This window comes from Frankia sp. AgB32, from assembly GCF_023243045.1.
Classification (GTDB): Bacteria; Actinomycetota; Actinomycetes; order Frankiales; family Frankiaceae; genus Frankia.
This window is the reverse complement of record NZ_JALKFX010000004.1, coordinates 49,015-70,718: the sequence shown is the minus strand read 5'-3', so window position 1 is coordinate 70,718 and position 21,704 is coordinate 49,015. Positions and strand designations below refer to the sequence as shown.

The window sequence follows — 21,704 nt, the reverse complement described above, 5'->3', positions numbered from 1 at the left end:
GATGACGGCAACGGTCGAAGAGATCACCAGCGCGCTACGGGCATCGGTCAAGGAGACCCGGCGGCTGCGTTCGCGCAACGACGAGCTCGAAGCCGCGCTGCGGGAGCCGGTGGCGATCGTGGGGATGGCGTGTCGGCTGCCGGGGGGTGTGACGTCGCCGGAGGAGTTCTGGGGGCTGCTCGTCGAGGGTCGGGATGCGGTGGGCGGGTTTCCGGCGGATCGGGGGTGGGATCTGGCGGGGTTGTTCGATCCGGATCCGGATCGGCCGGGCACCTCGTATGTCCGCGACGGCGGATTCCTCGCGGAGGTGGCGGGGTTCGACGCGGAGTTCTTCGGTATTTCCCCGCGTGAGGCGCTGGCCATGGATCCTCGGCAGCGGCTGCTGCTGGAAACGTCGTGGGAGCTGTTCGAGAACGCCGGGATCGATCCGCTGAGTCTGCGGGGGAGCCGGACGGGGGTGTTCGTCGGCGCCGGACCCAGCGACTACCCGCACGGCGTGGAGGGGTATGCGGTCGCCGGGACCACCCCGAGTGTGCTGTCGGGGCGGGTGTCGTACGTGTTCGGGCTGGAAGGCCCGGCGATAACGGTCGACACGGCGTGCTCGTCGTCGTTGGTGGCGCTGCATCTGGCGGGTCAGGCACTGCGGGCCGGTGAGTGCTCGATGGCGTTGGTCGGTGGGGTGGCGGTGATGTCCAGCCCGAAGGTGTTCGTCGAGTTCAGCCGGCAGCGTGCGTTGTCGACCGACGGGCGGTGCAAGGCGTTCGCGTCCACCGCGGACGGGTTCGGCTTCGCGGAAGGTGTCGGCCTGATGCTCGTCGAGACCCTGTCGCAGGCGCGGCGCCGCGGACACCGGGTCCTCGCCGTCATCAGGGGCTCGGCGACGAACCAGGACGGCGCGTCGAGTGGGTTGACCGCGCCCAACGGCCCGTCGCAGCAGCGGGTGATCCAGTCCGCGCTGGCGGGTGCGGGTCTGGCGGCCGCGGACGTGGATGTCGTGGAGGCGCACGGGACCGGGACGTCGCTGGGCGATCCGATCGAGGCACAGGCGCTGCTGGCGACCTACGGCCGCGGTCGGCCCGTGGATCGGCCGGTGCTGCTCGGGTCGGTGAAGTCGAACATCGGCCACACCCAGGCCGCCGGGGGCGTGGCGAGTGTGATGAAGCTGGTGCTCGCGATGCACCACGGGGTGGTGCCGGCGACGCTGCATGTGGCGGAGCCAAGTCCGCATGTGGACTGGTCGGCGGGCGCGGTGCGGCTGGCGGTGGAGGCGGTGCCGTGGCCCGACAACGGGCATCCGCGGCGGGCCGCCGTGTCCTCCTTCGGTATCAGCGGCACCAACGCCCACCTCATCCTGGAGCAGGCACCCGAGCCGAAGCCGGCGTCACCCGTGGACGTGGTCGCGGGTGACGAGACGGGGTCGGCCGCGGCGGTGCCGTGGGTGCTGTCGAGCCGGGGGGCGCGGGGACTGCGCGCTCAGGCCGATCGGCTGAGCGAGTTCCTGGAGGCCCGGCCCGACCTGGATCCACGGGATGTCGCGAGTTCGCTGGTCCGCCGGTCGGCACTGTCCCACCGGGCCGTCGTGCTCGGCGACACCCGGACCGGGCTGCTCGCCGGGCTCCGTGCGCTGGCCGCGGACCGACCTGCCGCGGGGCTGGTCCAGGGGGTGGCACGCAGCCGTTCCGGTGAGGCGGTCCTGGTGTTCCCCGGGCAGGGTGCCCAGTGGCGGGGGATGGCGCTCGGGTTGCTGCGGACAGCTCCGGTGTTCCGCGACCGGCTCGCCGAATGCGATCAGGCGCTGGCACCGTTCACCGGCTGGTCGGTCCGCGACGTGCTCCACGGTGCGCCCGGCACCCCGGACCTGGACCGGGTGGACGTCGTGCAGCCGGCGCTGTTCGCGGTCATGGTGTCGCTGGCCGCCCTGTGGCAGCACGCGGGAATCAGGCCTGCCGCGGTGGCCGGGCACTCCCAGGGCGAGATCGCCGCCGCCTGCGTGGCGGGCGGGCTGACCCTGGAGGACGCGGCACGCGTGGTGGCACTGCGCAGCCGTGCCCTGGCGTCGCTGTCCGGGCAGGGCGCGATGGCGTCGTTGGGCCTGGGACGCGCGCAGGCCGAGGCCCTGATCTCCCGGTGGGACGGCCGGCTCGCGGTCGCCGTCGTGAACGCGCCCGGGTCGGTGGTGGTGTCGGGCGACAGCGCCGCGATGGCCGAGCTGGTGGCCGAGTACCGGGACTCCGATGTCCGGGTACGGCCTCTCGCGGTCGACTACGCCTCGCACTCGCCGCACGTCGAGCGGATTCGGGATGAACTGCTCGTGGCGCTGAAGGGCATCACCCCCGGCCCCGCGCGCATCCCGTTCTACTCGGCGGTCACCGGTGGGCAGCTGGACACCGTGTCGCTCGACGCGGACTACTGGTACCGCAATCTCCGGCAGCCGGTGCGCTTCGACGAGGTCACCCGGACCCTGCTCGAGCGCGGTTACGAGCTGTTCGTGGAGGCGAGCCCGCACCCGGTCCTGACGATGGGCCTGGAGCAGACGATCGCCGACGCGGATGCCTCCGCGGTCGTCCTCGCCACCCTGCATCGCGACCGCGGTGGCCCGGACGACTTTCTCGGCTCGGTCGCGCAGGCCTACGTCGGCGGCGTGCCGGTCGTCTGGGAGAGCCTGCTCGACTACCGCGGTACCAGCCGCGTCGACCTCCCGTTGTACGCCTTCCAACGCGAACGCTACTGGCAGGAGCAGGTGGCGCCGGCCGGGGACGCTCTCGGCAGGGCCGGACTGCGCGCTGGTGAGCATCCCATGCTCGGTGCCGCGATAGACGTCGCCGGAAGCGACGCCGTCGTGCTGTCCGGCCGCCTGTCGTCGCGGACCCAGGGGTGGCTGGCTGATCACGCGGTCGGTGACCAGGTGCTGCTTCCCGGCACGGCCTTCGTGGAACTGGCTCTGCGCGCCGCGACCGAAACGGGCTGCGCCGGCATCGAGGAACTGACCCTGGAATCCCCCCTCGTGCTCCCGGCGGGCGCGGTCCAGGTCCAGGTGGTGGCTGGGGCCCCGGACGACTCGGGCAGGCGCCAGGTGACCGTGTACTCCAGGCCGGAGGAAACCTCCCTTGACGGCGAATGGACGACGAACGCCGTCGGCGAGCTCACCGGCTCGCCCTTCGCGGCGGACTTCGGTGACCTCGTGGTCTGGCCGCCGGCGGGCGCGGAGCCGCTGCCCACCGACGGGCTCTACGAGAGCCTCGCGGAGCGCGGCTACGGGTACGGGTCGGCCTTTCGCGGGATACGCCGGGCCTGGCGGGTCGGTGACGACATCTGTGCCGAGGTCGGGCTGCCGCCCCAACAGCGCGGTGAAGCCGGGCGGTTCGGCGTCCATCCCGCACTGCTGGACGCGGCGGCGCAGGCAGCCGGCCTCCTTGCCGCGGGCGAGGGGGCGGGAACGGACGAGGGGATCCGGCTTCCGTTCGTGTTCAGCGACGTGCTCCTGGCGACACCCGGCGCGACCGACCTGCGGGTCAGGGTCCGGCGGATCGGCCCGGACCGGATGGCGCTGACGGCTGCGGACCTCGACGGACGACCCGTGGTCGCGGTGGGCTCCATCGCTGTGCGGCCGGGATCGTCCGGGCCGGGGCGCGCGACGACCACGGGCCCGCTGCGTGACGCGCTGTTCCGTCTCGACTGGGTGAACGTCACCCCGTCCGGGTCCGGACCGAGCGTGGCCGCGTCCCGTTGGGCGGTGCTCGACGCTGAGGGGACGGGACTCGCGCGGCGGCTGGGCGACACCGGCGCGGTCGTTGGCGCGTACCGCGACCTGGCCGGGCTCCGCGCGGCGATCGCCGCCGGAACTCCCGCGCCCGACCTGGTGATGTGGAGCGTTCCCGAACCTGTCGGCGGCCGCGACGCGGCCGCGTTGGCGGCTCGCGTCCGGACGGTCACCGTGGCCGCGTTGAGCGTGCTGCAGGACTGGCTGGCGGACGACGACCTCGGCGCAGGTCGGCTGCTGATCAGGACGTCGGGTGCGGTCGTGGCACAGGACGGAGACGCCGTCGCGGACCTCGCCTCGGCCGCCGTGTGGGGACTGGTGCGCACGGCGCAGACAGAGCATCCCGGCCGGTTCGTCCTGGTAGACGACGCCGGCACGGTCGACGACGCCGGCACGGTCGACGACGCCGGCACGGTCGACGACGCCGGCACGGGGGAGGTCTGGGCGGCGGCCGCGGCCGTAGCGGTCGCCGGGGAGGCACAGCTCGCCCTCCGGTCCGGCGCACTGCTGGCGCCGCGGCTCGCCCGGGTCGACGGCGGCGAAAGCCTGACGCCGCCGCTCCGGGCGGCCGCCTGGCGCCTGGAATGCGCCGGCACCCGGACTCTGGAGGGACTCACCCTGGCGGAACGCCCCCTGCCGACCGGGCCGCTGGGCCCGCGTGAGGTGCGGGTGGCAGTGCGTGCCGCCGGGCTGAACTTCCATGACGTGGTCGTCGCGCTGGGGCTGATCCCCGAGGAGACGGACCTTGGCGGTGAGGGCGCGGGAACGGTGCTCGCCGTCGGCGACGACGTCACCGGCCTGGTCCCAGGGGACCGCGTTCTGGGCCTGCTGACCAGCGCGTTCGGCCCGGTCGCGGTGACCGATGACCGGCTGTTGGCCAAGATCCCCGCGGAATGGTCGTACGAGCAGGCCGCGTCGGTGCCGGTGGCCTTCCTCACCGCGTACTACGGGCTTGCCCACCTGGCCGGACTGCGCGCCGGCGAGACCGTGCTCGTGCACGCGGGTGCCGGCGGGGTCGGCACGGCCGCGATCCAGCTGGCCAGGTACCGCGGCGCCGAGGTGTTCGCGACCGCCAGCCAGGCCAAGTGGCCGGTCCTGAGGTCGGCCGGACTGGACGACACCCACATCGCGTCCAGCCGCACGCTCGACTTCGAGCGGCGCTTCGTCGACGCGACCGCCGGGCAGGGCGTCGACGTCGTGCTCAACTCGCTGGCCGGGGACTTCACCGACGCCTCACTGCGGCTGCTGCGGCCCGGCGGACGCTTCATCGAGATGGGGAAGACCGACGTCCGCGACGGCGATGACCTCTCCCGCCGCCATCCCGGGACCAGCTACCGGGCCTTCGAGCTGAACGAGGCGGGACCGGACCGCATCGGGGAGATGCTGTCCGAGATCATGGCCCTGTTCCGTCGCGGTGCGCTGGAGCTGCCGCGGGTGACCGCCTGGGACGTCCGGCACGCGATACCGGCGTTTCGCTTCATGAGCCAGGCCCGGCACGTCGGCAAGATCGTGCTGACCGTTCCGGCGGCGCCGGACCCCGACGGGACGGTGCTCGTCACCGGCGGCACCGGCACGCTGGGCGCTCTGGTGGCGCGTCATCTCGCCGAGCGGGGGGCCAGGCACATCATGCTGGTCAGCCGCCGGGGTCCCGAAGCACCCGGTGCGGAGACGGTTCGCGCCGAACTCACCGGGCTGGGTGCCCGGGTGGAGATCGTCGCCTGCGACCTCGCCGATCGGGCGGCCCTCGCCCGGACGTTGGCCGCGGTTCCGGCCGATCACCCGCTGACCTCGGTGGTGCACGCCGCCGGTGTCCTCGACGACGGAATCCTGCCCTCGCTCACCCCAGACAAGATCGACACGGTCATGCGGCCCAAGGTCGACGCGGCGCTGAACCTGCACGAGCTCACCGCGGACGCCGATCTCGCCGAGTTCGTGATGTTCTCCTCCGGCGCCGGGCTGACCGGTGCTCCGGGACAGGGCAACTATGCGGCCGCGAACGTGTTCCTCGACGCGTTCGCCGGCCATCGGAAGGCGATGGGCCTGCCCGCGACGTCGATAGCGTGGGGCCTGTGGGCGGAGACCAGCGGACTGACCGCCGGCATCACCGGTTCCCACCGGGCGCGCATCACCGGGTACTTCACCCCGCTGTCCACGGAGCAGGCGCTGACGCTTTTCGACGCCGCGCGGGTGTCCGTCGAACCCGTTCTGCTGGCGTCGACGATCCGCGCGAACCGACTCCGGTCCCTTGCCCGGGACGGTTCGCTTCCGGCGCTCTGGCACGGACTGATCAACGCGCCGGTCCGGCCCCGGGCCGCCGAGACCGACCCCGCCGTCGGGCTGACGACGCAGCTCGCCTCGCTGGGTGAGGCCGGGCAGAAGCAGTTCCTGCTCGACCTCGTGCGGTCGCATGCCGCCATCGCGCTGGGCTCGGCCGATGCGCAGGCACTCGATCCGGACACCCCGTTCCGTGATCTCGGGTTCGACTCCCTGACCGCTGTCGACGTTCGTAACAGGCTGACCGGGGTGACCGGCTGCCGATTCCCGGCAACACTGGTCTTCGACCACCCCACTCCGGCCGAACTCGCCGGCTACCTGCGCACCAGGCTCACCGCCGAGGCGGCGCCACGGTCAACGCCGGTGCTTGTCGAGATCGACAACCTTGAGCGGGCCCTCCTGCGGACCCAACCGGAGGAGGAGCTGCGGGGCAGGATCGCCGGGCGCCTGCGGACGCTGCTGAACCGATGGGACGACGCCTACCCGGAGCCCGGAATGCCGTCCGACGACGCGGCGGAACTCCTGCTCGATTCCGCCACGGACGACGAGCTCTTCGCGCTCATCGACGGAGATCGCCCCGAAGCCACCTGACCCGTGCCTGACCTGCGGAAACTCTCGCCGGATAGGGGTTCCCGGCCGTCCGATAGGGGTTGTTGGTAGGGGCGATCCATAGCTAACGTCCTTTCTCGGTTCTCCGTTTCGTTTTCCGCTTCCCGGGCCGACGAGCCGCTGTCCACTGCGGTGCCCAGCCGGCCTTGTTTCGCCCAGGTGACGTCTTCGAGCACGATGAGGATCAAGGGGAAGTCATGGCTCCAACGAAAACGTTCGCACTGAGCGCCGAAGAGCTGGAGCAGTTCGCTCGTGACGGCTATATCGGCCCGTTCGACCTGTACACCGAAGAGGAGATGGAATCCCATCTCAAGCGGATCAGACCGAAACTGCTCAGGACCAGATCGGCCATCTACAGTGAAGGCCAGACGGAATCCGGTAACACGAATCTGGCGGCCAGCTACGATCGTCATATCGACGTCGACTTCCTCGCCGAGCACGTTACTCGGCCGGAGATCGTGGACCGGGTGTCGAGCATCCTCGGGCCCGACACGCTCTGCTGGCGAACCGAGCTCTTTCCGAAGTACCCGGGGGACGAGGGGACCGACTGGCACCAGGCGGACAACTTCTCCAGCGTCGATGGTTCGAAGCACCCGCACATCGTGTGGCCGGAGGACTCGGAGTTCGGGGGCACCATAACGGCCTGGACCGCCTTCACGGAGGCGACGGTCCAGAACGGCTGCCTGCAGTTCATTCCGGGTACTCAGTCGACGATGCACTACGACGAGTCGAAGATAATGGAATATGACGCTGACAAGATCAACCAGGTGGACAAGGGTGGTGTGAGGCGCGGGCTCTTCGGCTACGACTTCCGGCAGCTGCAGAAGGACCCGGACTGGAGTCCTGACGAGTCCAGGGCCGTCTCCCAGGTCATGCGCCAAGGGCAGTTTATTCTCTTCTGGTCGACGCTCATGCATGCCTCTCATCCGCACAGCGGCGAAACCGATCGGATGCGGCTCGGATTCGCGTCGCGCTATCTGCCGACCGAGGTCCGAGTCTACCCGTACTCCGACGAGCTCCAGGAGTTCGGGGCGCGGGCCAGCCTCGAGAAGTATGGCTGCGTGCTGGTGTCCGGCCAGGATCGATACGACCACAATCGTTTTATCGAGAGCACTGTCAACGGCTTTCGGTTCCAGACCCGCTAGGAGCGTCGGCACATGAGCGAGAAGGAGAATCCAATGGTACCGGAAGCACTGCTGGCCTGGGTTGTCGACGAGTGCCGGAAACTCGGCCTCCGGGTGTCTGGCGGCGAGGATGACTTCTTCGAGGCCGGCGGTACGTCACTCACCGCGGTGAAACTGATCGACCGGGCCGAACGAGACTTCGGCGACGACTCGCTTCCGCCGGATGAGCTGTTCACGGAGAGCCGGATCGCGGAGATCGTGGCCAGCATCCAGCGGAACAGCAAGCGCGCCGGCGCGGTGGCGGACTAGCCGGGCAGCCATGGCAGCAACGGTCGACAAGTGGGTGATGACCCTCAAGGCGGTGGCGGAGCCTGCCAGCACACTTCTCTGCTTTCCCTACGCGGGCGGGAGCCCTGAGACGTTCCGGGCCTGGTGCGGCGGCATCGCGGATGACGTCGAGGTGCTGTGCGTGATACTGCCCGGCCGGGGCCGCCGGCTCAGAGAACCGCGCTACGAGCGGTGGCAGCCCCTGGTGGAGGACGTCTTCGAGGCGTTGTCGCCGCACCTGAACCGTCGGCATGCTTTCTACGGTCACAGTTTCGGTGGGCGGCTGGCATACGAGCTGGCCCGGCTCGCCTCGGCCGAGTACCCGGGAATGACGCGCAGACTGTTCGTTTCCGGTTGCCGCAGCCCGGATATGCCGCAACGGCGTCCGTACATGTACCAGATGACCGAGAGTGACTTCCGGGGCGCGGTGGGAAAGATGGGCGGTACGCCGGCGGAGCTGTTCGAACATGAGCGGCTGCTGCGCCTGCTCCTGCCGACGGTCCGTAGCGAGATCCGACTCGCGGAGATATGGAATCACCGGCACGCCGCCGCGGTAGATGTTCCCATCACTGCCCTCTACAGCCCGGATGACCCGATCGAAAGCCAGCAAACGATGCGCGGCTGGCGGAGGTTCACCAAGCGGCACTGCGAGCTGCTCGAAGTTCCTGGCGGTCATTTCTTCGTGGACAGTCACCCAGAGTACGTAACGGAAATCGTCAACACACGCCTGGGGAGTTTTAATGGAGATGATCGCTCTTTCGGAAGCGGCTCTGGCGGTTCACCGGAAGATCAACGGGACTGACGGCAGTTACCCGGCGGAGAGCCTGAAGGAACTCTTCGAGCGTGCCGCCGGCCGGCGTCCGGAGGCCGTTGCGGTCATCCATCAGGAGCGTAAACTCGCCTACCGCGAGCTCAACGGCCTGGCGAACAGCCTGGCAGCCCGGCTCCGCGCGGCCGGAGTGACTCCCGGCGACGTCGTCGGACTGAGCGTCAGGCGCTCTCCGGGAATGATCGTCGCGATGCTGGCGATCATAAAATGCGGCGCGACGTACCTCCCCTTTGATCGCACGTGGCCGGACGAGCGTCTGAACGGGATCTTCGGCCAGGCGGACTGCGCGGTGCTGCTGGCCGACGAGGCCACTGGAGTGACCGGCCGTTTCGAGAACATGCAGGTCCTTCTGGTCGATCTGGCCGTGCTGGACGCGACCGCGGAAAATCCTGACCTGCGGGTCCGGCCGGACGCCCTCGCCTACATCGTCTTCACGTCGGGGTCGACGGGATCCCCCAAGGGTGTCCCGATCCGGCACGAGGGCGTCGTCCGGCTGGTTTTCAACGCCCGTTACGTCAACCTCGACGAGAATGCCGTCATTCCGCAGCTCGCGTCGTTGTCGTTTGACGCCGCGGTTTTCGAGATCTGGGGAGCACTTCTCAACGGCGGAACCTGCGTGCTCTATCCGGCGGACTTCCTCCGACTCTCGGAGCTCAGACAGCTCCTGCGGCGGACCGGTGCCACCGCGGTGTTCCTGACGACGGCGCTCTTCAACGTGATAGTAGACGAGGACCCCGGCATCCTGGACGGCGTGCAAACAGTCCTCACCGGCGGTGAGGCTCATTCGCTGCGGCACGTCGAGAGGGCCCGGAAACACTACGGTAACGGCAAGGTCGTGAGCGTCTACGGGCCGACCGAGTGCTCGGTCTTCGCCACCTTCTACCCGGTTCTGGACTCCGTGCTGGGCGAGTCCGCGCTGCCCATTGGACTGCCCATTCAGAACACCTCTCTGTACATTGTCCGGGACGGTGCCCTGTGTGCCGCGGGCGAAGTCGGAGAAGTGTGCCTGGCGGGTCCCGGGCTGTCGCCAGGTTATCTGGGAATGCAGGAGATGACGAGCCGGAAGTTCGTCGAATACGACATCGACGGTAAAATGGTAAGGCTTTACCATACTGGTGACCGCGGATACTGTCGGGAAGATGGAAATGTTGTCTTCCAGGGTCGACTGGACGACCAGGTGAAGGTCAACGGATTCCGCATCGAGCTGGGCGAGATCGCGCACTTCATGAACGAGGTGCCGCACGTCAGGCAAAGCTATGTGACCACCAGCGAGAAGGACTCCGGTGAGAAGGTGGTGGTGGCCTTCGTCGTGCCTGCCGACAAGGCCTGCACACCCCAGGCGTGCCACGACCACCTGGTCGCGAAGATTCCCGGCTACATGCTGCCCGGGGAGATCCATCTGTGCGACAGCCTGCCGCTGACGGGTTCGGGCAAGGTGGACCGGCGGGCGCTTCTGTCGCAACGGCGCTATCAGGATGCTCCCACCCGATAGCGATCCGCGTTCGATGGCCAGATGCACGTGACCGGGCGATGGGACGCCTCAGTGAGGACGAGGGAAGGGCGAGGAAGCGCGATGAATGAACTGGGTGTCAAGGCGGCGACCCTCTGGCTTCCGCCGGACCGGGAAAGCGCTCCGGACGGCGAACTCAGCGCGGCTGATGTGGAACGTATCGGCGTAACGGAACTGTATGTCTCCCAGGGCGACCTCGCGCCACCCCAGATGGCCGTTCGGGCGGCGGAAAGCACGCTGGAGAAGAGCAGGTTCGAGCCGGCCGACATTGGCCTCCTGGCTCATTCATTCAGCTACCACCAGGGCTTTGACATGTGGTCACCGGCGCACTACGTCGCGCATCAGGCCGGTATTCCCGACGCGCTTCCCGTCAATATTCAGCAACTCTGCAACGGCGGTGCTGTGGCGCTGCATCTCGCTGCCAAGTGGCTGGCCGCCACCCCAGCTTCGAGTGCGGCTCTCATCACGACCGCGGACCGGTTCTGCGCGCCGGGATTCAACCGCTGGGCGAGTGACGACGATGCGGCCTACTCGGACTCGGCGACCGCGGTCCTGCTCGGCCGGCCGGGCGAGGGGGACGATTTTCTCCGGCTGCTCTCGCTCGAGATGGTGACGGACTCCGAATGGGAAGCCCAGATGCGTGGGCTCGACGAGTTCACCACCGTCCCGCTGGGGCACGGTGCTCCGATCGACCTCCGGCGCGCCAACAAGGTCTTCAGGGAGTCCGGTGAGGCGGCGCGGTTGGTCAAGCTCGGCCTTCCCAAACTGCACGAACTTGTCCTGCGGGCGCTGGGTGCGGCCGAGATCGGACCCGCGGACCTGAGCCGCATCGCACTGCCGCGGCTTACCCGGACGATGCGGGAGGGAATGTTCAAGCCGGCCATCAGTGAAATCGTCGGCGGAAATCCTCGGTACCTGGAGTGCGGCACGGGCTGCCTGGGCGCCGGCGACTTCCTGGCGAATCTGGTGGACATCGAGGCGAGCCTTGAGCCGGGCGAGTTCGGAATGATCGTCCAGGGTACCGGCGGATTCACCTTCACGTGCGCGGTGGTCCAGCGGCCGGAGTAGTAGCGCGGAGACCGGAGGGAACACGGCTGTGACGGCGAGCACCTGGGATCGCGAAAACTATGCCCTGTGGCATGGGACCATACCCACGTCAACGATCCTCGACCAGAGCGGTCCCGGGGACATGTGGGTCAGAGGTGAGGGTTCCTGGCTGATCGACGCCGCCGGGAACCGCGCCCTCGACGCCCGGGCGGGCGTGGGCAACATGATGCTGGGCTACGGCAGAAGTGATGTCGTGGAGGCGATGTGCCGGCAGGCACGCGAGCTGCCCTATGTCTGCATGGTGCGGTGGGAACTGCCGGCTCCGGTGGTCGTGGAACTGGCGCGGGCCCTGACCGACCTCGCCCCCGCCGGCCTGAGCCGGGTGCGGTTCTGCCACACGGGCGGCGCGGCGGTTGAGAGCGCGGTGCTGATGGCCCGCGCCTATCATCGAAACCAGGGTCGGCGGCAGAAGCGTGTCATCGTGGGTCTCCAGGACAGCTACCACGGCAGCCCGATGGCGGCGATGGCTGCGAGCGGGCAGCGGGTCATGCACTGGCAGTTCGGGCCCATGCCGGACGGGTTCCGCCACCTTCCGGAGCCGACGGACGACTCCGCGGCCGGGTTCGTCGAGGGTGTGGACGCGCTGGGGCCGGAGCGCGTCGCGGCGGTCATCGTCGAGCCGGTGAAGGGGCGAAACGGCCAGCCTCTTCCCGACCAGTACCTGCGGGCCGTGCGTGAGTACTGCACACGGCACGACATCCTGCTGATCTTCGACGAGGCATTCACGGGTTTCGGCCGGATGGGTGAGATGTTCGCGGCCGATATCTCCGGGGTCGCACCGGACATCATGTGCCTCGCGAAGGGCATCACCGCGGGCTACGCGCCGCTTGGTGCTGTCCTGGTGACCGACCAGATCTTCCAGGCGTTCGACACCAACGGCACGGTCTTCGCGCACGCGTCGACCACGGACGGCCACCCGGTCTCCTGCGCCGCGGCGCTTGCCGCGATCCGTGCGTACACGTCCGAGGATCTGGTGGCCAATGGTCGGGCACTCGGCCGGTTGCTGTGCGATCGGCTGAGCGGCCTGCTCGCCGGTGCCGCCACGTTCGGCGGTGTCCGTGCGGTCGGCGCCCATGTGGCGATCGACCTGGTGGACGACGACGGCAGTCCGCTCTCGATGCTGGACCGACGCCACCTGGAGACGGCGTGCCGACGGCAGGGCCTGCTCGTCCACTACACGCCCGACACCGTCGTGCTGATGCCGCCGCTGACGATGACCATGGAGGAAGCGGAGTTCGCGGCGCAGAGATTCGCGAAGGTGGTGTCCGGTCTACGGCCGGTCATGGCCTAGCGGCCGAGCCACCTCGCAGCCGCAGAGGCGCCGGGTGCTTTCCAGGCACAGCGCCTTCGCCTCGCCGGCGGTGGCCCGGCCGGCCGCGACCTGTGCCGCCGCGGCGTGCTGAAGTCCGATGACGGCCTCGGCGAGCCAGGTGGCGGGCAGCGGCACGTCGAAGTCGCCCGTGTGCTGGCCTCGCTTGATGAGCCGTTCGAGCCGCAGGGGCACCACGTCGGAGAGAGCGTTGCGCCCGGGCCTCGGCATCCCGGGCGCGGTGGGGTTGAGCAGAAACGGGTGGCGGTCGAGGAACTGCCATCCGGCGTCGAGAAACCGGGTGAGCGCCTCGGCGGGTGGAGCGGTGTCGAGGTCGGCGGCGTCGAGCGCGGCGACGTACTCGGCGGCCGCGACCTCGACGAAGGCCACGACGAGCGCCTCGCGAGAGGGAAAGTGCGCGTAGACGGTCTGCCGCGTGACGCCGGCCGCCGCGGCGATGTCCTCCACGCTCGCTTCGGGGCGTTCGCCGAGCACGACGCGGGCCGCGCCCAGGATCGCGTCGATGCTGTGTCGGGCGTCCGACCGGCGGCGGCGGGCCGGCGGGGCGCCGTTGGTCGGGTCGGTCACGCGAAAATCGTACGGCGCCGACCGAAACCTTGACAAGCTGTAAGAGGTAATTAACTCTTACAGTATGACAAAAGTGAGTTCGGATGGAGATCATCCGGCTGTCGAGGCGCGCGGCCTGACCAAGGTCTACGGGGAGAACCGGGCCCTGGACGGCATCGACCTGACGATTCCGCGCGGTCAGGTGTTCGGGTTCCTTGGCCCCAACGGGGCCGGCAAGACCACCACGATCCGCATCCTGGCGACGTTGGCCCGACCATCCGGCGGCATGGTCCGCGTCCTCGGCCACGACGTGCTGACCGAGGCGCAGGCGATCCGGGCCCGGGTCGCGGTCACCGGGCAGTTCGCCTCCCTCGACGAGGACCTGACCGGCTACGAGAACCTGCTCATCCTCGGCCGGCTCCAGGGGCTGCCCCGGGCTGCCCGCAGAGAGCGTGCCGACGCACTGCTCGCCGCGTTCGACCTGACCGGTGCGGCCGGCCGCCCGGTGGGCGGCTACTCGGGCGGTATGCGCCGCCGGCTCGACATCGGCGCCAGCCTGATCGTGACTCCCGACCTGCTGTTCCTCGATGAGCCGACCACCGGGCTCGACCCGCGCAGCCGCAACCAGGTGTGGGAGCTCGTCCGTCGGGTGGCCGCGGCCGGTACCACCGTGCTGCTCACGACCCAGTATCTCGAGGAGGCTGACCAGCTCGCCGAGCGGATCGCGGTCATCGACAGCGGTCGGATAGTCGCCGAGGGCACCAGCGCCCAGCTGAAGTCCCGCGTCGGCTCCAGCACCCTGCACATCCGGCTCCTCGACGGCGAGCAGCGTCCGCAGGCGTCGCAGATCCTGGCCGGCGCTCTGGCCGGGACGGTTCAGCCCGCCGCCGACCCGCTCGCCCTGTCCGTGATGATCGCCACCCAGCCGGACGCGACGGACACGGGCCGGCTGGTCGGGCACGCCATGACCCGGCTCGGCGAGGCCGGGGTGGGCATCGCCGAGCTCTCCCTGGGCCAGCCCAGTCTGGACGAGGCCTTCCTCGCGCTGACCGGTCATCGAACCGGTCCCGCCACCACCGACCATGAGGAGCCGCAGGCGTGAGCACCCTGGCCATCCCCACCAGCCCCGCCGCGGCAGAGGACCCGGAGGTCCCGATCGACGCGCTGCTCGCTGCGGGACGCGAGCGACGCCGTGCCGGGGCCCTGACCGCCTCGGCCGCCTTCGGTACCCGCGCCATGCTCAAGCTCAGGCACGACCCCAAGCAGCTCGTCGACTCGGCAGCCATCCCGATCCTGTTCACCGTGCTGTTCACCTACCTGTTCGGCGGTGCCATCAGCGGTTCGACCGGCGACTACCTCACTGACCTGCTGCCCGGCGTGCTCAGCATGAGCATTGCCATCGTCACCATGTACGGCGGCGGCCGTCTCGCCCAGGATGTGCGCAGCGGAGCCTTCGACCGTTTCCGCGGCCTGCCGGTCTGGCGCGGGGCCCTGATCCTCGGCGGGCTGCTCAGCGACGTCTTCCGCTACCTGTTCGCCTCCGCCATCGTGTTGGGCCTCGGCCTGGCCATGGGCTACCGCCCCGACGGCGGTGCGCCGGGCGTGCTCGCCGCGGTTGTCCTGGTCGTCGCGTTCGGGCTCTCGCTGTCGCTGCTGTGGGCCGCGGTCGCCCTGGCCGTCCGGGACTCGGCGGTCGTCCTCAGCATCGCGAACGCCGTGCTGATGCCGCTGTCGTTCGCGAGCAACGTCTTCGTCCAGCCCAGCACCATGCCTGGTTGGCTCCGGGCCTTCGTCGACGTCAACCCGCTCAGCCATGTCGCGAGCGCGGCCCGGGACCTGATGAACGACACAGGCGACGCCGGTGCGGACGTCGCCTGGTCGCTCATCGCCACTGCCGTCATCACCCTGGTGTGCGCGCCGATCGCGTTACGCCTCTACGGCAGGCAGAGCTGACCGAACATCATCCTGCCGGCGGTTGGCCCGCATGGCGGCGGCCTGGCGGGCGACCGTGGGGTTTTCGAAGAGGGTGCGCAGACCGTCGTTCTGACCTTCGGCCGCGCCGAACTCCGCGCTGATCCGTTCCAGGACGCCGATCGCGTGCAGGGAGTCCCCACCGAGCTCGAAGAAGTTCTCCTCCGTCCCGAAGTCGTCGCGCTCCAGGACCTCCTGCCAGAAGGACAGCAGCGTCCGCTCCAGCTCGTCCCGCGGAGCGGACCTGCTGCCGGGCGACTGCTGGTCCCGCGGGGCGGGCAGCGCCGACGTGTCGACCTTCCCGTTCGGGCCCAGCGGCACCTTCGGGATGACGAGATAGTGCCGGGGCACCATGTATTCCGGGAGGATCTCCTCGAGCGCGGCGCGCAGCGCGTCGGCGTCGGGATGCGTCCGCCCGGCGGCGGCCTCTCCCTGCTCGGGCACCAGGTAGGCGACCAGCTGGCGGCGGCCCGTCCGGGGGTTGGTGTCCACAGCGACCAGCGCGTCACGGATGCCGGGCTGCCGCCGCAACGGGACCGCGATCTCGCCGAGCTCGATGCGGTAGCCGTTGAGCTTGATCTGCGAATCCTCCCGGCCGAGGAAGTCGATGTCCCCGCCGGGGAGATAGCGGCCGAGGTCGCCGGTCCGGTAGAGGCGGGCCTTGGTGCGGGGATGCACGATGAACCGCTCCGCCGTCCGGTCGGGATCGGCCCAGTAGCCGCGGGCCACGCCGGCCCCACCGATGTAGATCTCACCCGTCGCCCAGACCGGGCTCGGCTCCAGCCACTGGTTGTAGACGTGCATGGTCTGGTTGGCGAGCGGTGTGCCGTAGGGGATCCGGGACCACTCCGGGGGCACCGCGCCAATCGGGTAGTGAACCGACCAGATGGACGCCTCGGTGGCGCCGCCCAGGCTCATCAGCCGGGCCGCGGGGTAGATCGCGCGGATCCGGTCCGGCAACGCCACGGGGATCCAGTCCCCGCTCATCATGACCAGCCGCGGCCCGTGCGGGGGCGGGGGAGCGGTCGGTTCGTGCGCCTCGATCCACGCCTGGACGAGGGCGGGCACGCTGTTCCAGATCGTCACCCGGTGCCGGTCGACCAGGTCGGTCCAGTGCCTCGGCTCCTGCGACCTGCCCGGCTCCGGCATGACGACAGCGCCTCCCGCGGCCAGTAGACCGAAGATGTCATACACGGAGAGGTCGAAGCTGAGGGCGGACAGCGCCAGCACCCGGTCCTCCGAGCTGACCCGGAAGCGGTCGTTGAGGTCCTGGATCGTGTTGGCCGCCGCCTGATGATCGATCATGACCCCCTTCGGCCTGCCGGTGGATCCGGAGGTGAAGATCACATACGCCAGGTCGTCCGGGGCAGGGCCGTGCGGCGGCGGGCTGGACGGTGCGGACCGTACCTCGGCGTCGGCAAGGGTCACCAGCCGGATGCCGTCCGGCCACCCCGACTCGTCGCGCAGTCGCGGTGTCGTCACCACGACCTTCACCTGACCCTGCTGGAGGATCTGCGCTCGCCGGGCGGCCGGCCAGCGCGGCTCGATCGGCAGGTACGCGGCCCCGGACCGGCTGACGCCGAGGGTCGCCACCACCTGCTCGTACCCCTTCTCGGCGATGACACCGATCAGGGTGTTCGGGGTCGCGTCGATCGACTGCAGGACGTGGGCCAGCCGACAGGCGTCGTCGACCAGTTCGCGATAGGTGTGCTCGCCGTCGGCCGAGATCACGGCGATCGCGTCCGGAGTCCGCCCGGCCTGCTCCTCGACGAGGCCGCAGAGCGTCCGCGGGGGGATGGCCGACCTGGTGTCGTTGGCCTGGCGGCGCTCGACGGCCTGCGCCGGCGGGAGCGTGACGAGCTCCCGCTCGTCCCACGCGGTCCGGCTCTCGCCGAGGCGCTCCAGGCACGTCAGGTGCGCGTCGAACATCTCGTCCAGCATGCCGGCGGGGAGGAGCTCCTCGACGAAGTCCCAGTTGACCAGCAGCTCGCCGCGGTCCTCGAGCACCTGGTAGTCAAGCCAGACCTGAGGCGTCTGGCTGACGCCGTAGACGACGTCGCCGAACACCTGGGCGGTTTCGGTGAAGCTGGACTCGGAGTCGAAGCCGATCATGCTGGTGAACACCACCGGCATTCCGGCCCCCGGCCGGCCGCCCAGACGCCTGGCGCGCTCCCGCAGCACGCGGACGCCCGAATACGTGGAGTGTCCGAGATCGTCCATGAGCTGGTGGTGCAGGCGCTTCGCCCGCTCGGCGAAGGACTCCTCGGGCTCGGGCCGCGTCTCGAGCAGAACCAGCGAGGTGAAGTCGCCGATCACCCCCCCGATCTGCGGATGGAGCGGTGACCGGTTGAACAGTGTCAGGTTGAGCGTGAACTCGGGCCGTTTCGACCAGTGCCGGAGCACGTCGGCGTAGGCGGCGACGAGCACCGCGGACGGGGTGAGACCCTGGCTGCGGGCGGCCTTCTTGATGACGGACCACTGATCGCGGGACACCCGGCCATGGCGCCGGGCAAACCTCGGGCTGGAGAGCTGCCCGGGCTGGACGGCCAGTGGCAGTTCGGGAGCGGGCGGCAGGTGGTCGAGCCGGTCCAGCCAGTACCGCCGGTCGGCCTCGAACCGCCGCTCGCCCTGCTGCCGTTGCTCGACGAGAACGAAGTCGCGGAAGGTGATGTCGAGGGGCTCGGGCGGGGAGTCCGGCTGGCTGTAGAAACGGAACCAGTCGCGCTGGAAGATTCCGAAGCTGAACCCGTCCATGACGAGCATGTCCAGGCTGAGGTGCAGGCGCCAGCGCCGCCCTGTCAGGCGGGTCACGCGGACCTCGAACAGCGGCCAGCGGTCGGCGGGCAGGACCTGATGCGCCAGCTCCGCCCGGATCTGCTCGATCCCCGCCTCCTGCGCCGCGGGGTCGAGCCCGGACAGGTCGGTGACGCGGATCTCGTACGGCGGAACCTCGGGCAGGACCCGCTGGCGGCCGTCGGGCGCGATGACCGCCCGGAGCATGTCGTGGTGCCGGACCAGCGAGTCGAGGCTCTCGCCCAGCCTCGGGACGTCGAGATCCGCGGCGTCGAACTCGAGGTAGCAGTGGGTCGAGTTGCCGCCGAGTTCCACCCCCGGCGTCCGACCCACCCAGTACGCCTGCTGGACGTCGGTCAACGGAAACGGGTCGTGCCGCTCCCCTGGCCGCGCGACGAGGTTCGTCGGTTCGTCCGCGCTCTCGGAGCGCGAGATGACCTCGATGAGCTCAGCCCGGCGAAGGCTCATCTCCTCGCGTAGCTCGGCGGTGAGAGCGCCGGATGGCGCCGTGACGTGAAGTCGGCCGTCAGCCAGCCGCATGCGGACTCCGCGGCGGTACAACTCGGCGAAGAGATCAGTAGCCATGTGCCTGCCTTCCGGGCGGGGCTTACAGGATGAGTTCTTCCATCAGTCCGGGTGCCTCGGCTGCCGTGGCGTCGGCGACGACGAGGAAGCGGGCGGCAAGCGACCCGCAGACCAGGTCGACGATGTCCGCCACGGTCGTGTCGCCCAGAAGGCGCTGCGGCGGGACGTCCACGAGAAGCTCCGTGCGGAACTGGTCCCGCAGCCGCATCGTTCGCAGCGAGTCCATGCCGAGTTCACCCAGCCGGGTGTCGGGGAACCGGGCGCGCTGGCTCTCCCGGTCCTCCGCGAGCCCGTCGACCAACGCGCTCACCCGGACGAACAGCAGGTCCGTGAGCGTCTGGCGGGCCGTCTGCGGATCCTCCACGGCGAGCCGCGAGAGCTGGTCGACGTCCCACGGCTCGGCGGTGTCCAGCGCGGTGAGGGCCGCCGCCCGCTCGCCCGGATCGGATTCGTCGTTCCCGCCTCGGCCGCGGGTGGCCGCCGGGTCGATCCAGTAGCGCCTGCGCTGGAACGGGTAGCCGGGCAGGCGGAGGTGGCCGGCGTTCGTACCGGCGAGGACGGCTTCCCACGACACCGCCGTTCCGGCCGCGTACGCCGTCGCGAGGCGGGCGAGCAGTACCTCCTCGGTGACGATGGCGCCCGGATCAAGATCCAGGCAGCTCGTCGCGCCCCGCGACCGCACGCCGGACACGGCGTCCTCGGCGCCGGTTCGCAGGAACTCGCCGGCCGCCCAGTAGTCCGGACGGCCGGGTTCGCCAGGGGAGAGGATCGCGATACGCGGCGTGGCGTAGCCCACCCGCTCGGCGGTGACCCGCAGCCCGTTCCCGTTCCCGTTCCCGTCCCCGTTCCCGGCGTCGATCGCCCGCGCGGCGGCGGCCGCGAGCGCGGTGGCGTCGTCCAGGGACAGGACGCCGGCGGCATGAGCCGCGGTGATCTCGCCGATTCCCGTGCCGGCGACGAGGTCCGGCGTCACTCCGCACGAACTGATCAGGCGGTACAGCGCCACCTGAAGGGCGAACACGGCAGCGTGCGGGTACGCCGGCACCGGGCGGTCGAGATGGCGTTCCAGCCGGGTGCACACCTCGCCGTGGGCCTCGGCGAAGGCGGGCCAGCGTTCCGCCAGCCTCCGGGTCGAGCCGGCGGCTCCCGGCTCGCGGCCGGTGAACACGACGGCCGTCGTCGCGGCGGTGCCCACACCGGTCACCAGACCGGGCCTCTCCTCGCCGCGGGCCAGCGCCGCGAGCGCGGCGCGATGCTCGTCGGCGGAGGCGCCCATGCTGACCGCACGGTGCTTGAATCCCGTCCTCGTGCGGGCGAGCGACCGCGCGACCGCCGCGGTGTGGGCAGGCGTGGAGGTGAGGAAGTCGCCGAGTTCCAGGGCCATGGCGCGCAGTGCTGGCTCGGACTTCGCTGAGAGCACCCACGGCGTGCAGGCCCCGTCGGCGTCGTCCGGCGCCGGGGCGGACGCGTCGGCGGCATGTTCCTCGAGGATCAGGTGTGCGTTGGTGCCGCTGATGCCGAAGGAGGACACGCCGGCCCGCCGGGGCCGACCGGGAGACGGCCAGGGAGCCGACTCGGCGGTCAGCAGGACCGTCCCGGCGGACCAGTCGACGTAGGTGGACGGCTGGTCGATGTGCAGCGTTCGCGAGTGCGTTGCCGAGCGGATGGACATCACCATCTTGATCACGCTCGCCACCCCGGACGCGGTCTGCGTGTGGCCGATGTTCGACTTGACCGAGCCCAACCGCAGCGGCCGGTCGGCCATCCTGGTCTCGCCGTACGTGGCGATGACCGCCTCAGCCTCGATCGAGTCACCCAGCGGTGTGCCGGTACCGTGCGCTTCGACCGCATCCACCTGGTCGGGGGCGAGCCCGGCGTCCGCCAGCGCCGCCCGGATGACCGCCTCCTGCGCCGCGCGGCTCGGTGAGGTCAGCCCGTTCGTCGCTCCGTCCTGGTTGACAGCCGACCCGCGGATCACCGCGAGCACGTCGTGACCGCGCCGCAGAGCAACGGAGAGGCGTTCCAGCACCAGCATCCCGGCGCCTTCGCCGAATCCGATGCCGTCCGCGGCGGCGGCGAAGGGCTTGCAGCTGCCGTCCCCGGCGAGAGCGCCGCGGCGGCCGAACTCGATGACGACGTCCGGCGTGGCCATGATCGTGACGCCGCCGGCCAGCGCGAGCTCGCAGTCGCCGCGCCGCAGTCCCTGACAGGCCAGGTGGATGGCGACGAGCGAGGACGAGCAGGCCGTGTCGACGCTGATGGCCGGTCCGTGCAGGCCCAGGGCATAGGCGACCCGGCCCGAGGCCGTGCTCGGGGCGCCGCCGAGGATCAGCTGTTCCCTGACTCCGGTGGGGAGCGCCGGCTGCGGCCCGGCGCCGTAGTTGCAGTAGGAGACACCGGCGTAGACGCCTGTCGGCGTCCCGCGCAGGCCGGCGGGATCAAGGCCGGCATGGTCGACCGCGTCCCACGCGGTTTCCAGGAGCAGCCGCTGTTGCGGATCCATCGCCAACGCCTCGTGTTCGCCGATGCCGAAGAACTCGGCATCGAACCGGTCGGCGCCGGCCACGAATCCTCCCCGGCGCGCCGTTGGCTCCGGTGCCACCGGGGCGCCGTCCCCGGGAACGCCGACGGCGCCCCATCCCCGGTCGTCGGGAAAAGGCGAGATGCCGTCGCCCTCGCCGGCCACGAACCGCCAGAGATCCGCCGCGGAACGCAGGTCAGGTGGCAGCCGGCAGCCCATGCCGACGATCGCGACGGGCTCGGAATCCCTGAGTTCGGCCTCTTGCAGCTTCCGGGAGATACGCCGCAGATCGCTGGTTGCCTTCCTCAGGTACTGACGCAGCTTCTCTTCATCAGCCATTGGTCGTATGGCTCCCGTGATAGTCGGCAAATTCGTGGGCCCGAGCACGGATAATTAATGCCAAATTTGGCTCCTGCTC

General features: G+C 70.1%; 12 protein-coding genes. 9 read left to right on the top strand and 3 right to left on the bottom strand.

Translation table 11 applies throughout. The features are described 5' to 3' along the window. Window position 1 precedes the first annotated feature (1 nt). The 7 genes from MXD60_RS02400 (at window position 2) to MXD60_RS02370 (ending at window position 12,831) form a co-directional block, all read left to right on the top strand. Complete coding sequence (locus MXD60_RS02400; protein ID WP_248817207.1) at window positions 2-6,625, top strand: type I polyketide synthase; 6,624 nt, start codon at window positions 2-4, stop codon at window positions 6,623-6,625. A 215-nt stretch (window positions 6,626-6,840) separates the two neighbouring features. After that, a complete protein-coding gene (locus MXD60_RS02395; RefSeq protein ID WP_248817205.1) occupies window positions 6,841-7,788 on the top strand; it encodes a chlorinating enzyme in 948 nt (315 codons plus the stop codon). A 12-nt stretch (window positions 7,789-7,800) separates the two neighbouring features. Then, window positions 7,801-8,076 carry a phosphopantetheine-binding protein gene (locus tag MXD60_RS02390; protein WP_248817203.1) on the top strand — a complete coding sequence of 92 codons (276 nt, stop codon included), beginning with the start codon at window positions 7,801-7,803 and terminating at the stop codon, window positions 8,074-8,076. A 10-nt stretch (window positions 8,077-8,086) separates the two neighbouring features. Then, window positions 8,087-8,896, top strand: a complete 810-nt coding sequence (locus MXD60_RS02385) for a thioesterase II family protein (RefSeq protein ID WP_248817201.1) — start codon at window positions 8,087-8,089, stop codon at window positions 8,894-8,896. Continuing rightward, window positions 8,835-10,415, top strand: a complete 1,581-nt coding sequence (locus MXD60_RS02380; protein WP_248817199.1) for an amino acid adenylation domain-containing protein — start codon at window positions 8,835-8,837, stop codon at window positions 10,413-10,415. Before MXD60_RS02385 ends, MXD60_RS02380 begins: the two co-directional genes overlap by 62 nt. Before the next feature lie 81 nt (window positions 10,416-10,496). Then, window positions 10,497-11,501 carry a ketoacyl-ACP synthase III family protein gene (locus MXD60_RS02375; RefSeq protein WP_248817198.1) on the top strand — a complete coding sequence of 335 codons (1,005 nt, stop codon included), beginning with the start codon at window positions 10,497-10,499 and terminating at the stop codon, window positions 11,499-11,501. Window positions 11,502-11,622: 121 nt separating this feature from the next. After that, a complete protein-coding gene (locus MXD60_RS02370; protein ID WP_248817196.1) occupies window positions 11,623-12,831 on the top strand; it encodes an aminotransferase family protein in 1,209 nt (402 codons plus the stop codon). Here MXD60_RS02370 and MXD60_RS02365 read toward each other — a convergent pair. Beyond that, on the bottom strand, window positions 12,811-13,437 hold the full coding sequence (locus MXD60_RS02365; protein ID WP_248817194.1) for a TetR/AcrR family transcriptional regulator: 627 nt from the start codon (window positions 13,435-13,437) through the stop codon (window positions 12,811-12,813). The two genes, MXD60_RS02370 and MXD60_RS02365, sit on opposite strands and share 21 nt — an antisense overlap. Before the next feature lie 64 nt (window positions 13,438-13,501). On the opposite strand from MXD60_RS02365, the gene MXD60_RS02360 reads away from it, so the two are divergent. Both MXD60_RS02360 and MXD60_RS02355 read left to right on the top strand, forming a co-directional pair. After that, entirely contained in the window at window positions 13,502-14,518 is a 1,017-nt protein-coding gene (locus tag MXD60_RS02360) for an ATP-binding cassette domain-containing protein (protein ID WP_518467203.1), read from the top strand. After that, complete coding sequence (locus MXD60_RS02355) at window positions 14,515-15,369, top strand: ABC transporter permease (protein ID WP_248817191.1); 855 nt, start codon at window positions 14,515-14,517, stop codon at window positions 15,367-15,369. The genes MXD60_RS02360 and MXD60_RS02355 overlap by 4 nt, the downstream gene beginning before the upstream one ends. Here the strand turns inward: MXD60_RS02355 and MXD60_RS02350 are convergent. Together MXD60_RS02350 and MXD60_RS02345 are read right to left on the bottom strand one after the other, a co-directional pair. Then, window positions 15,343-18,765 carry a non-ribosomal peptide synthetase gene (locus MXD60_RS02350; RefSeq protein ID WP_248817189.1) on the bottom strand — a complete coding sequence of 1,141 codons (3,423 nt, stop codon included), beginning with the start codon at window positions 18,763-18,765 and terminating at the stop codon, window positions 15,343-15,345. The two genes, MXD60_RS02355 and MXD60_RS02350, sit on opposite strands and share 27 nt — an antisense overlap. A 22-nt stretch (window positions 18,766-18,787) precedes the next feature. Next, window positions 18,788-21,625 carry a type I polyketide synthase gene (locus MXD60_RS02345; RefSeq protein ID WP_248817187.1) on the bottom strand — a complete coding sequence of 946 codons (2,838 nt, stop codon included), beginning with the start codon at window positions 21,623-21,625 and terminating at the stop codon, window positions 18,788-18,790. Window positions 21,626-21,704 lie beyond the last annotated feature (79 nt).